This window comes from Acinetobacter sp. WCHAc060025, from assembly GCF_004209355.1.
Taxonomy (GTDB): domain Bacteria; phylum Pseudomonadota; class Gammaproteobacteria; order Pseudomonadales; family Moraxellaceae; genus Acinetobacter; species Acinetobacter wuhouensis.
The window spans coordinates 116572-129621 of sequence record NZ_SGSX01000010.1 but is presented as its reverse complement, the minus strand read 5'-3'; the positions used below and the strand labels follow the sequence as shown (position 1 = coordinate 129621).

The following is a 13050-nucleotide window of genomic DNA, read 5'->3' as shown; positions in this document are numbered from 1 at the left end:
ATTTAGGTGTTCAATTTCCAATATTAGTTTCTAATCTCAATTTCTAATATCAATGACTATAACTGCCACTTGAAATCACACGACCACGTGAGTCTTGATCCATGCTGTCTTCACTTTCACGGATATAGTTGTCCATACTATCGCTTGATTGCGCTTGAGAGCTGTTTTGTTGTGTATCAGGTATGTACTGCGGTTCGACTTGGTAATGTGAAGCACCGCAGGCATCAGCACGATTCGGTACAGTATGTCTAAGCAATGGAATATACATTGCACCTGCACAGCCTTGCGCAGAAAGTTCACCTGTTCCAGAATTAATCCATTGCCATGAAATATCATCAGTTTGACGCAAATTCACAGGTTTTTGACGCAATTGTTTCATGACATTGGTCCAAACAGGTAATGCACCTGAAGAACCTGTTAAGCCAGTTATTTTGTTATTGTCTAAGCCTAACCACACCACCGCCAAGTGATTACCTGAGTAGCCTGCAAACCATGAATCGCGGGTATCATTGGTCGTTCCAGATTTACCCGCAAGTTTCAATTCAGCAGGGAGGCTCGCATACGCCGCACGCCCTGTACCTGAAGACATCACTTGTTGTAAGCCAAAATTCAGTAAATAGGCTGTAGAGGGATCAATGGTTTGCTGTACATTTAATGCAAAACGTTCAAGTAAGCGACCATTTGAGTCAACCACGGTTCTGATGGCTTTGGTTGGATATTTAAATCCACCTGTTGCGAAGTTACCGTAAATACTGGTCATTTCCATTGGTGACATATCTACAGCACCGAGGAAAATTGACGGGTAGTTTGGAATTTTTGAAGTTACGCCAAATTTAGTCAAATTATTGCTAAATGTTGAAATACCAAATTCATTCCCCAAGCGTACAGCAGATAAGTTGTAGGAATTTGCCAAAGCTTGTGACATTGGGACAAAGCCATAGCCACTACCACTGTAGTTTTTCGGTGTCCAAGACTTATTCCCATCGGTTGGAATACTGATTGGCGAGTCTTCAATTTGCGATGCCCAGTTATATCGACCAGATTCCAAAGCACTTAAATAAATTACTGGCTTGAGTAATGAACCAACTTGACGTTTCGCATCTACAGTTCGGTTAAAACCAGTGAAATCTTGTGTTGAGCCAACAGCTGCAATCAATTCACCATTTTCAGGACGAGTAATGAGTACTGCACCTTGTAGGTCTTTCAAACGAGCAGGATTTGAACTGACTAAACGTTTTACTGTTTCTCTAAAACTATTTTGAACACGTGTTTGTGCAATCGGATCTAAAGTTGTAAAAATTCTCAAACCTTGATTGGTTAAATCAGTTTCTTGGTATTCAGTTTTAAGCTGACGACGGACAATATCTAAAAAGTCAGGGAAACTTGCATTGCCAAGTGATGGTTTACTGACAACATTGAGTGGACGAGCAATTTCTTTTTCATATTGCGCTTGGTCTAAATAACCCATGACCAACATATTGTTCAGCACAATATTACGACGCTTTTTCGCACCCTCAGGATTTTTCCAAGGATTAAATAAAGTTGGGCCTTGTACCAAACCAACCAAATAAGCTTGTTGGGAAATATTGAGTTCGCTTAATGGTAAGCCAAAATAGAACTGTGATGCCAAACCATAACCATTGACCGAATAGTTACCACTTTGACCTAGATTCACTTCATTTAAATAAGCTTCTAAAAGTTCATCCTTACTATAGTGAAGTTCAAGTAGCAATGACATCAGCGCTTCATTGACTTTACGTTTTAGCGTTTTTTCAGGGGTTAAGAAAAAGTTTTTCACTAACTGTTGGGTTAATGTTGAACCACCTTGACGCTTACCACCTGTCACGTTACTCACTAAAGCACGTGCTGTACCACGGAACGAAATACCATGATGTTTATAAAAATTACGGTCTTCAGTGGCAATTAACGCTTCAATCAAAGGCTTTGGAACCTTATTCAGCTTAATCAAGACACGGTCTTCATTATGTTGCGGGTAAATACCACCAATCAACATCGGCTCTAAACGTGCAATGCCAGTATTGGTCGGTTTAGTTGCTTTGACATCTGCAACCGTATCACCAGTAAATGAAACTTGAAGCACTTGTTCAGGATCTACGCTATCGCCAAAATCGAAGCCACGAGTATGGACATATACAGTGTTGGGCTGGGTAACATAAGTCCCTGATTTGGTATAACTATCACTGCCTTTATAGCCGAGTAGTTTTAATTCTTGTTCAAAGTCAGACTGAGCGATAGGCGCAGTTGCATAGATTTCTAAAGGACGAGCAAATACTTTCGCAGGAATATCCCAACGGTTTCCTTCAAATTTATCTCGAATCACATTGTCGAGGCGAATTAAGTAGACGCTAAATGCGAGAAATACAGCAATAACCAATACACAAAAAATCAGTGCAATTAAGCCTATACCACGTTCGGTCTTCATATATAGATGATAATACCCAATTTATTTTCGCTAATCATGCGAAGCTTTTCTTAAATTTGCAATAATAAATCTGTGAAATAAACAAATTTAAAGGCATTTTAAAGTTTCTATTTGTTTTCATTTATGAATGATTTTATAAAAATATTCTGAAAGTGTTATTATATCTCAGATATTAAGTGGAGCTACCGCATCTGTGCAAATTTCACCAAAAACGTTTCGTAATATCGGTTTGATTGGCAGACCTGATAAATCATCAGTGATTGATACCTTGTGTTTAATCCATGATCATTTATTGAGTTTAGGCTTACATCCAGTTTTTGATACAGCCACTGCCGCATTGGTTCCTTATCCCAATACGCAAACGGTCAGTAAAAATCTGCTTGGCGAAGTGGTGGATCTGGTTATTGTGGTGGGTGGTGATGGCTCTTTACTTCATGCTGCAAGAGCTTTAGTTAAATACAATACGCCAGTGCTGGGTGTTAACCGCGGTCGTTTGGGATTTTTAACCGATATTACCCCGACTGAAGTTCTATTTAAACTCGATCAAGTCTTAAAAGGTGACTTCCAGTTAGATCGCCGGTTTCTATTGGAAATGGAAATTCGCTCTAAAAATGAAAGCATTTATGATGCAATTGCTTTGAATGATGTGGTGCTTCATTCAGGTAAATCTGTACACATGATTGATTTTGAATTGAATATTGATGGTCAGTATGTCTATCGTCAGCACAGTGATGGTTTAATTGTTTCTACCCCAACGGGTTCAACAGCTTATGCGCTTTCAGGTGGTGGTCCAATTCTACATCCAAGTATGGATGCTATCGCTTTAGTGCCTATGCATCCTCATACATTATCATCTCGTCCTATCGTCGTCGGTGGACAAAGTGAAATTAAAATATTGATTCGTGAAAACCGTGTTTTGCCGATGGTCAGTGCCGATGGGCAACATAGTGTTTCACTCAATATTGGAGATAGTTTGCATATTCGCAAACATCCATTCAAACTTATACTATTACATCCACCAGGCTATGACTTCTATATGGCTTGTCGTACGAAACTTGGTTGGAATCAAGATTTTGATTCATTTCAGCAGGATTGACCATGAATATTGAACAAATGCTATCTATTTTAGATGCTGATATTGTTGAGCGTTTAAAAACAGCCGTTGAAATCGGTAAATGGCCAAATGGTGTTGTGTTAACCGCAGAGCAACGTCAAATTTGTATGCAAGCTGTGATTGCTTGGGAACATCAAAATGTTCCTGAAAAAGAGCGTTCAGGTTATATCGACAAAGGTCATAAGGAAGAAGGTGAGGAGTGTGATTCTCATGTGCCTGAACCTGAGTTTAAACCGATTCGTTTTGTATAATTTATTTGCTTATTGGGCAATAAAGAAAAATCACATGGTTAGATTGCCATGTGATTTTTTTTGGGATGAATAAATTTTTAGTAACTCCCCCAATAGTCAATCGTTATAAACAGCTTCAACATCATAACGTTCAAATTCAGACAATAATTGTTGGATAAATTGTATGGCTTGATATGAGTCCAATTCTAATTCAAATGTTTTATTCAACGTACTATCAAAACATTCAATGGATTGAATCGACCAATTTTGTGTAGTTTGCATATTTTCAATTACAAATCGACGAGGTTGTAGTGTCTCTAGAATTTGGCATGGGATGACATTGGTGATCGCAAGTTGTGTTTTATTTGAATGTTGATCACTCAAAAATGTAATGACCCAATTACCAATTTTACTGAGTTGAGTTGGATCGTCCGCAGGATGAAATTGGATATACCGTGTATGCGTCATTTGTAAATTTCCCCAAAACAACTTTTATACGTTCAAAATACGATGTCGTTGATTCAGCAAAAGTCTAAAGTATTTGATTCAATTGTTTTAATTTTATGGTGAAATTTCACAAGTTATTGATAAGTTTATTTTAAAATTTAAAAAATTAGACAAAAAAAGACTGAGAAGCACTTTAAAAGCGCTAAGTTGATCTTCTGATTTATCTAAATCAAGATTGTAAAATTGGCAAATCTACTTTATTTAAGATGATTGTAAATGTTGTAATGAATAATTGATTTGCTGCATGGTTTGATTCAGTAGGATCGGTGAAATTCTTGATTCCTGTAGAGCGGTAATCCATTGCATTTGGCAAAGTTTTAATTCACGTACTGATGTCGCCTGTTGTATTTTGACGATGAGTTGCTTTGCCATGAGTCCGCAATGGGTTTGCAATAAATTAGACATTGTTTGTTGAATTTCATTAAAAGAAAGACTTATACGTTCGGATTGAATAGATTCTACGGTTTCAACAACATTTTCGAGTATTGGTTTGGCTTGGACATTTTCAATTAACTTTTCACTGACTTGAATGTTGGATGTTGATGATTCTTTAGAGTCTTGCTGTGAAGTAATCTCAGTAGGGTATTCCTTGTTCTTTAATTCGAGTTTTTGATTGGAATTTTTCGAGTCTACGTTTTGAACAGGGGATTGTTGGCGCTGAGTAGATTCAATTGTAACGGGATTTGCTTGATGAGTTTGGTTTTGAAAAATGAGCCCTAAATCTTCGAGTTGTTGAATCAGTTCAGGTGTGGCTAGGCGTTGTTTTAATCCACTATTCAATATTTTAAAGTCATCTGTTCCGATCAAAAGTAAAAGCTGTCTTTGGCGGGCATTAAGTTGAAAAGAGCGCTGTTGTAATGCCTGAATGCCTAAATCAGTTTTAATATAATGTTCCATGAGTCAATTTATTCCCCAATAAAATGACTCTAGGATAAAGAATGAAAATTACACTAATATGACTTTATTATTACAAATCATAAGCTTAAAGTGTGATTAAATTCGCATTTTCGAGTGCTTTACGCAGATATGGGTCTAAGTCTTCCTGACGAAGTAACCATTGCACATAATCATTTGGCAATTCTGCAATCGCAGTACCACGATGCTTTCCAAAATTGATACTACGTGGAATTCTGGCATCTTCTGATACCTCATAAAGCTCTTCAATTGTTTGAATTTTCAAATGATAAATAATGTGCATTAAGATATTGGCAGTCAAAATAATGTCTGCATCTGCACGATGCGCACCTTTTAACATCTCTCGTGCTTTTTCACTGCCTTTACTGATCATATAAATCAGCGCTGAAATGTTATGTGCTTCGGCATCTGGCCAAACTAAACGCGCAAGGGCAAGGGTACAAATGGCTTTGATCTGAGAAGTATCGACACCACATTGTTGAATTGCACGAATATCATAGTCAATATTATGTCCAATGATATAGGTCGTGTCCGAGGGTAATGTAAAACTGGAAAAATTTGGTTGTCCGATCAAATCTGATTCTAAAATATGATGTACAGCCATTGAACCGAAAGCGATTTTTTCATCGCCAATGCTATAGAGCTGATCAAACATTTGTTCACGGTCTAGACTGAGTTTGCCAGCTTGAATTTGGATCGGTGCATAAGCAATTTCAATGGGTAAACCATTCAATGTGTGAGTTTCAGTATCTAAAATAATTGCCTGCATGCCTTTTATTCCCAAGCCAGTAAAACGGAAAACTTTATTACACTAGCGTTTTTGAGAAATGAATACAATTTAAAGCGTGATATTTTTATTTTAACGACAACTTTATTATCAATATCCGATGTCCATGATTTTTTGAATGACCAAAATGTCATGGCGAGATTAAAAACCTCTCAATAAGTTGGCTGTTATTCTTAAAGTTTAATCTACTTATAGAGCTTATTTGATTTATAGAATGATTGTTAAAAATTCGCTGTAAAAATGCTTGCCTAACATATATTTTTGACGTATTGATGAATTAACGTGCGAAATGTAGTTTGCATACAAAATTTTAAAATTGTGTTTAAGGATAAGTCACATGAAAAGAAATCTGTTAACGGTGCTCATTTTAAGTTCTGGTTTAATCCTAAGTGCTTGTAATGATAGTGATGATAATGGTAGTTCAATCATTGGGAGTACTGATCCGAATGCCAATAATATTACCAATCCAGTTGTGGGAATCCCAACGGCATATTCTAAAGATGATATGAGTGCCGTCGCAGCTGAAAGTGTGGTGATGACTTATAAAATGAAAGGGGTAAATGATAAAGAAACACAAGCCACTGCTTTAGTTTTTGTACCTAAAACAACACCGCCAGCAGCAGGTTGGCCTGTGGTTGCATGGGCGCATGGGACTACAGGTGTAGCGGACAAATGTGCACCGAGTCAGCAAGGTCTAAAAGGGACAGAAGTATTATTGAAGCAATTACTTGCTCAGGGTTATGTGGTTGTTGCGCCAGATTATGAAGGTTTAGGTGAGCCAAGTGGTCGTGAAGCACATCCATTCTTAAATTTAAAAAGTGAAGCTTATTCGATTACAGATGCTGTCGTAGCTGCACGAGATTATATTAAAAAACAAGGTAAGCCTGTCAGTAAGGATTGGTTGGCGATTGGACATTCTCAAGGTGGACAAGCTGCATTAGGTGCTGCTCAATATGCATCAAGAGCACAATTGAACTATAAAGGAACGATTGCCGTTGCACCTGCATCTAATCTGTCTTTAATTTTGCTAGGTGGTGAAGCACAAGCAAATGAAATGAATGATTTAAGCGCTAAAATTTCAACATTGGCTTCTTTAGATACCTATACGGCATTGATTACAGCGGGCTTGCGTAATAAAAATCCACAACTAACTTTTAGTCAGGTTTTTAAATCCCCAACAGATACACTAGCACAATCTGCTGAAACATTATGTTCAGGGGATGTCGGACAGACGTTGGGGGGCGGAATGATGAAATATGCGTCTGAAAATAATTATTCACTAGAAGGCTATCCAAGAACACAGAGTAATTTTCTTGAATTATCTGCTGTGAGCACATTCCTTATTTCAGAGTCTCAACCGTTACAAGTTAAACTGAATCAGCCTGTGATTATTTATCAAGGTGGTGCGGATGCAACAGTACCGAAAAAAGTGACAGACTTTTTACTCACAGGAGATGGTGCGAAACAAAGTAACATCACGTATCGTACTGAAGCGGAGTGGGATCATACCACCGCGTACACGGCAAATTTAGCGAATATTGTGAACGATGTGAAAAGCATGATGCCTGCTCAATAAATTCATGATTCTGTACATCATGATGGATATTAAAATCATCATATTTTAATCAAATGGTTCGTGTTTTAAGCATGAACCATTTTTATTTAAAACAGAGCAAACTTCATTCTGTATAAGCGATTATTTCATGTTACAATGCGCGCAATCTTAGCACGGCTTAAAAGCCCTAATTCATAGGACCTCGCTAATGTTCGCCAATATCTCTATTTCTGAATTTGATCCAGAAATCGCTCAAGCAATTGCTCAAGAAGATGCTCGTCAAGAAGCTCATATTGAGTTGATCGCATCTGAAAACTATTGCTCACCAGCAGTAATGGAAGCTCAAGGATCAAAACTCACTAACAAATATGCGGAAGGTTATCCAGGCAAACGCTACTACGGCGGTTGTGAATATGTAGATGTGATCGAGCAATTGGCGATTGATCGTGCTAAAGAATTATTCGGTGCTGATTATGCTAACGTTCAACCACATGCGGGTTCACAAGCAAACTCAGCAGTTTATTTAGCGCTTCTTAATCCTGGTGATACAGTATTAGGTATGAGCCTTGCTCACGGTGGTCACTTGACTCACGGTGCTAAAGTTAGCTTCTCTGGTAAAACGTATAATGCAATTCAATACGGTTTAAACCCAGAAACTGGTGAAATCGATTACGAAGAAGTTGAGCGTTTAGCTGTAGAACACAAACCACGTATGATCGTGGCAGGTTTCTCTGCTTATAGCCAAATCGTTGATTGGCAACGTTTCCGTGACATCGCGGACAAAGTTGGCGCATATTTATTCGTAGATATGGCACACGTTGCAGGTTTAGTTGCTGCGGGTGTTTACCCAAGCCCAGTTCAAATTGCTGACGTAACAACAACGACTACACATAAAACTTTACGTGGTCCACGTTCAGGTTTAATCCTTGCAAAAGCAAATGAAGAAATCGAGAAAAAACTTCAATCTGCTGTATTCCCAGGTAACCAAGGTGGTCCTTTAGTTCACGCTGTAGCGGCTAAAGCAATCTGCTTTAAAGAAGCGATGGCTCCTGAATACAAAACATATCAACAACAAGTGGTTAAAAATGCTCAAGCGATGGCTGAAGTATTGATCGCTCGTGGTTATGATGTGGTTTCTGGTGGTACTGAAAACCATTTATTCTTGTTGTCTTTAATTAAGCAAGATGTGACTGGTAAAGATGCTGATGCATGGTTAGGTGCTGCTCACATTACTGTGAACAAAAACTCTGTACCAAATGATCCACGCTCGCCATTCGTTACATCTGGTATCCGTATCGGTACGCCTGCTGTAACTACACGTGGTTTCGGTGAAGCTGAAGTTCGTGACTTGGCTGGCTGGATTGCAGATATCCTTGATGCGAAAGGTGATGAAGCTGTGATCAATACTGTGAAAGCGAAAGTTGAAGCGGTATGTGCTAAATTCCCAGTTTATGCAAAATAAGCATTGACTTGAGAAAGCCCCCTCAAGGGGGCTTTTTTTATGCTGAAGTAAAAAGTGGAATAGTTCCACTTACGATATAAATATCTGTTATAAAAGAAATAGAATTTATTAAAATGATCACTGCTATAGCAAATGATGTGAAAGGTCAAAGGAATTAAGCACATGGCAAAACCGAATATTATTATTTCTGAACAAGATTTAAACCGACTTGAAACGATGTTAGAGCATCAGGCGAAATTGACGCCGACAATGCAACATTTAGAAGAAGAATTGGCGCGAGCTGATGTTGTTGCACCACAAGATGTTCCGACCAATGTTGTGACAATGAATGCCAAAGTGTTGATCACTATTGCACCTGCTACAGAGTCGACAGAAATCACTTTGGTTTATCCGCATGATTTCCACGGTGATAAAGGTCAAGTGAACATCGTTGCTCCTGTGGGTGCTGCAATTCTTGGTTTAGCTGAAGGTCAAGAAATTGAATGGCCACAACCAGATGGTCATACCATGAAGATTAAAATTGAAAAAGTGCTTTTTCAGCCTGAAAGAGAAGGTGATTTTAATTAATCTTTGATGTTTTAAATAGAGAATATCGATTAAAACAAAGCCCAGTCAGACTGGGCTTTATTATTCCTAAAATTTAAACTTTAAAAACCTGAAGTATTACCTTTGCTTGGGTATTTAAACTGATGTTGTACATCTAGTTTAAAGGTCTGTTTTGGTTCTAAATTGATGTGCCATTGGTTGATATTGGGTTGGTCATTCCACTTAGTTGCTGTTGGTGGTGTGCTATAAACGGATTGCGTTGTCAGTTTGTCATTACGACTTTGCGGTTCTGACTCAAAAATGGTCACAGCCATTGGATAATTATGCAAATTTTGAATCGAATACTGCTGTTTTTGAATGGTTTCTGATTGACTGCGTACAGGGCTTTTCTTATCCGTTAGATCGACAACTTTAACCTGAATTTGTTCATCTACACCAAAACTCATTTGTAAGGCTTCGTCAGCACTATTACTCCACGCCCTTTGACCAATATAGTCCCCATCTCGATAAAGTTTGACTGTTCCAGATGGCCAATTTTGATCAAGTTTGGCAATTTCTGCATTCAGTGTTGCTTGTGTACTTTGTTTCGGAATCGCCCAAACTGAGAGTTTTGCAGGGTACTGTTCGGCGCTGAGTGGTAAGTAAATCTGTTGTTGACTGCTTGGAATAGTCGCTTTAGTTCCAGAACGGAATTCGGTACTAAAGTTAAGATCCATTGATTGAAATTGGGGAAAAGCTGGTGCAGGATTGCGTTGACTTTTTCCTAATTTTTCAGCACTGCTGTCAGAAAAAGCGACTTCTGCCAACACTGGGGCAGGTGCAGGCATTGGATATGGTTGTGGTTCGTAATAGTCTACCCACCATTGTTGTGGTTGAATTTGTTGTACATAATTTTGTGGTGTCGAAGTGGATAGTGCAAGTTTGACATTATTCCAGTCCTCTCCTGTTTTTTGCGCAATCATCGTCATACGTGTGAGTTTGACTTGCTTGGTTTGTGTATTGAGTTCAGCTTTATATGTCGGTTGCCAGCGTGCATAAGGCACCATATAGCTCAGGGTAATTTCACCACGTTGTGGTGCATTGACATAAAATTTAAGCGTTCGTTGATTAAACTCGCTATCGCCAATCGCATTTAAATCCTGTTCTAGTTCTTCTAGGCGTTGTGCGAGTTTTTCTTTTTCAATTTTAGCTTTATCAATGGCAATAAAGGCTTGGTAAGCTTGCTCACGTACAACTGAAGCAGAGCCAGTGGTCACATTACCCAGAAATTTATTTTGCAGTTCAGCCGCTTGAATAATTGAATTTTGCTCAGAAATTTTCTTTTTAATGTCATCAATTTTATTGCGTAATTGGCTAGATTCATTGCCTGCAGGTTTATCAAGCGCACTGTCGGTATGTGAAACAGCATTCACTTCTATATTGGTACTTTGATATTGCAATTGATTGATATCAAAGTTAGCTGCAAGTCCCGTCAATGTCACCAATTGTTCACCTGCTTGGACTGGAATGCTTCGCTCAATTTTGGCAACAGTCGGGTAGAGCGTAACTTGCTGAATAGGCGATTGAGATAGCCCCAGTGCAAAACAGTAACTTGAAGGAATACAAAAAAGACTGAAGTGTAATAGTGCTTTTATCTTCATTTTATTGTCCATAAAGGTGGAATTTAAGCGATTCATTGAAATGTAGCAGAAAGCATTTTTAATGTAAAAATATAGAGTGGAGGGTGTATAAAATATTTTCTGATGATTTGAAATTCTATATTGAGTAATATTAATTAATTCTCAAATGATGATTTTTCACACCAAACCCTATTATTTTAATGCGCATTGCAAACAAATATCTAAATTTCAGTTACACTGAGGCATCGAAAAATTGAAGGGTAGAACATTGAAACAATCATGCTCAATGCGGGATCAGCGTTTTCCTCCTGAATTAAAAACATGGTTGTATGCACAAGGTTCATTAACCCAACAATTAACTGATGTGGCGGGTGGCGTTTTTAAAGTTCAACCACTTCAAGAGCATTATCAAAGAATGACATTGATCGATAGTCAATGGATGAAAATGCCGTATCAACACACTTCGTGGGTACGAGAAAGTTATTTATATGGCTGTGATGCACAACCGTGGGTGAAAGCCAAAAGTATTTTTCCTATTCTCAGTATCCATCGTAAAGCACGCCTGTTTAAACACATTCGTAATCAACCGATTGGAAAATTCCTGTTCCAACGGACAACACCATTGTGCGAGCGCCGTGTTTTAAAGTTGGCAGATGGTTGGACGCGTCAAAGTTGCTATACTTGGCATGGTTGTAAATTCATTGTACAGGAAACTTTTTTACCTGCTTTTGAACAATTTTTGCAGCAACAAATGATTTCTAAATGATACTTTGATTTGAATGAATCAAAACATGTGTTAACCAAGCCTTAAATATCATTGATATTCAAGCTTACTGAAGGACTGTCATGGCAATAGCGCAACAAACCACTTTGCGACAACGGTTAGAAGCTTATTATTATTTATGTCGTTTTGATAAGCCAATTGGCACAGAATTGGTCTTTTGGCCAACGATGTGGGCACTCTGGATTGCGGCAGAAGGTATTCCTGATTTAGTGACTTTAGTGGCAATGGTTTTGGGCACGATTTTCATGCGTGCGGCAGGTTGTGCCATCAATGATTTTGCAGATCGTAAAGTGGATGCGCATGTTGAACGAACCAAGAATCGTCCATTAGCTACAGGTATTATTTCAGCCAAAGAAGCAATAGGTGTATTCATTGGTTTGGTTGCGTTAAGCGCTTGTACTTTATTCTTCTTGCCGATCGCCACATTTTATTGTGCATTAGCGGGTTTAGTTTTGGCTTTTGTCTATCCATTTATGAAGCGTTATACCCATTTACCACAAGTGGTTTTAGGTATGGCATTTTCATGGGGGATTCCAATGTCATTCACGGCGATGGGTAAACCTTTGGATTGGACGTGCTGGTTGCTTTATTTCGGTAATCTAGCTTGGACAGTCGCTTATGATACGCAGTATGCCATTACTGACCGTGAATATGATTTAAAAATTGGGGTGAAATCCACTGCCATTTTATTTGGAAAATACGATATTGAAATCATTTCTTTATTGCAGGCAACCAGTGTCATTCTGATCGGTGCAGCGCTGTATTTGGAAAATATTTTAATTCCAATTGGCTTAATTGCATTGTTATTGGTGATTGCCGATTTTATTTATCAGTGGACCAAAACCAAAGATCGCGATCCACAGTGGTGTTTTTGGGCATTTAGACATAATCGTTGGGTAGGTTTGATTATTTTTGTTGGGATTTTTATCGCATTGTTTTAACTGTGTCTTGAAAATTAAATATTCTAAAAACTGGTCGAATTTGTTTAAGTAATTATTCGACTTTTTGGTAAAAAGCATCCTAGTAAGATGCTTTTTTTTATGTTTAATTATTGCGAGTTGCTCGCATATTTTGACGTGATAAAGATA

The 13050-nt window shown here is 38.2% G+C and carries 12 protein-coding genes; 7 read left to right on the top strand and 5 right to left on the bottom strand.

Features of this window, described 5'->3' with window-relative positions; genetic code table 11:
- Nucleotides 1-49: 49 nt before the first annotated feature.
- On the bottom strand, nucleotides 50-2443 hold the full coding sequence (gene mrcB, locus EXE09_RS10250; RefSeq protein WP_068975375.1) for a penicillin-binding protein 1B: 2394 nt from the start codon (nucleotides 2441-2443) through the stop codon (nucleotides 50-52).
- 157 nt (nucleotides 2444-2600) lie between these two features.
- Between mrcB and EXE09_RS10245 the strand changes: the two genes are divergently transcribed.
- The gene (locus EXE09_RS10245; protein WP_130117202.1) at nucleotides 2601-3539 is read left to right on the top strand and encodes an NAD(+) kinase; all 939 of its coding nucleotides are present in this window, start codon (nucleotides 2601-2603) and stop codon (nucleotides 3537-3539) included.
- A gap of 2 nt (nucleotides 3540-3541) precedes the next feature.
- Entirely contained in the window at nucleotides 3542-3808 is a 267-nt protein-coding gene (locus EXE09_RS10240; protein ID WP_068975373.1) for a YeaC family protein, read from the top strand.
- 96 nt (nucleotides 3809-3904) lie between these two features.
- On the opposite strand, the gene EXE09_RS10235 is transcribed toward EXE09_RS10240, so the two are convergent.
- The 3 genes from EXE09_RS10235 to EXE09_RS10225 all read right to left on the bottom strand — a co-directional run bounded on the left by EXE09_RS10235 (nucleotide 3905) and on the right by EXE09_RS10225 (nucleotide 5978).
- Nucleotides 3905-4255: a hypothetical protein gene (locus EXE09_RS10235; RefSeq protein WP_130117201.1), complete on the bottom strand. Its 351-nt coding sequence runs from the start codon at nucleotides 4253-4255 to the stop codon at nucleotides 3905-3907.
- A 240-nt stretch (nucleotides 4256-4495) separates the two neighbouring features.
- Nucleotides 4496-5191, bottom strand: coding sequence for a hypothetical protein (locus EXE09_RS10230; protein WP_130117200.1), 696 nt, complete (start codon nucleotides 5189-5191; stop codon nucleotides 4496-4498).
- 85 nt (nucleotides 5192-5276) lie between these two features.
- Nucleotides 5277-5978 carry a DUF3820 family protein gene (locus tag EXE09_RS10225; RefSeq protein ID WP_130117199.1) on the bottom strand — a complete coding sequence of 234 codons (702 nt, stop codon included), beginning with the start codon at nucleotides 5976-5978 and terminating at the stop codon, nucleotides 5277-5279.
- A 355-nt stretch (nucleotides 5979-6333) separates the two neighbouring features.
- Between EXE09_RS10225 and EXE09_RS10220 the strand changes: the two genes are divergently transcribed.
- From EXE09_RS10220 to rnk, 3 genes are all read left to right on the top strand, one after another.
- Nucleotides 6334-7572 carry an alpha/beta hydrolase gene (locus EXE09_RS10220; RefSeq protein WP_130117198.1) on the top strand — a complete coding sequence of 413 codons (1239 nt, stop codon included), beginning with the start codon at nucleotides 6334-6336 and terminating at the stop codon, nucleotides 7570-7572.
- A gap of 187 nt (nucleotides 7573-7759) precedes the next feature.
- Nucleotides 7760-9013: a serine hydroxymethyltransferase gene (glyA, locus tag EXE09_RS10215; RefSeq protein ID WP_068975368.1), complete on the top strand. Its 1254-nt coding sequence runs from the start codon at nucleotides 7760-7762 to the stop codon at nucleotides 9011-9013.
- A 162-nt stretch (nucleotides 9014-9175) separates the two neighbouring features.
- Nucleotides 9176-9580 carry a nucleoside diphosphate kinase regulator gene (gene rnk, locus EXE09_RS10210; RefSeq protein WP_068975367.1) on the top strand — a complete coding sequence of 135 codons (405 nt, stop codon included), beginning with the start codon at nucleotides 9176-9178 and terminating at the stop codon, nucleotides 9578-9580.
- 80 nt (nucleotides 9581-9660) lie between these two features.
- Here the strand turns inward: rnk and EXE09_RS10205 are convergent, their stop codons facing one another.
- Nucleotides 9661-11199: a DUF4139 domain-containing protein gene (locus tag EXE09_RS10205; RefSeq protein ID WP_130117197.1), complete on the bottom strand. Its 1539-nt coding sequence runs from the start codon at nucleotides 11197-11199 to the stop codon at nucleotides 9661-9663.
- A 265-nt stretch (nucleotides 11200-11464) separates the two neighbouring features.
- On the opposite strand from EXE09_RS10205, the gene EXE09_RS10200 reads away from it, so the two are divergent.
- Together EXE09_RS10200 and ubiA are read left to right on the top strand one after the other, a co-directional pair.
- Complete coding sequence (locus EXE09_RS10200; protein WP_087552567.1) at nucleotides 11465-11944, top strand: chorismate--pyruvate lyase family protein; 480 nt, start codon at nucleotides 11465-11467, stop codon at nucleotides 11942-11944.
- A gap of 80 nt (nucleotides 11945-12024) precedes the next feature.
- A complete protein-coding gene (gene ubiA, locus EXE09_RS10195) occupies nucleotides 12025-12903 on the top strand; it encodes a 4-hydroxybenzoate octaprenyltransferase (RefSeq protein ID WP_130117196.1) in 879 nt (292 codons plus the stop codon).
- Nucleotides 12904-13050: the final 147 nt, after the last annotated feature.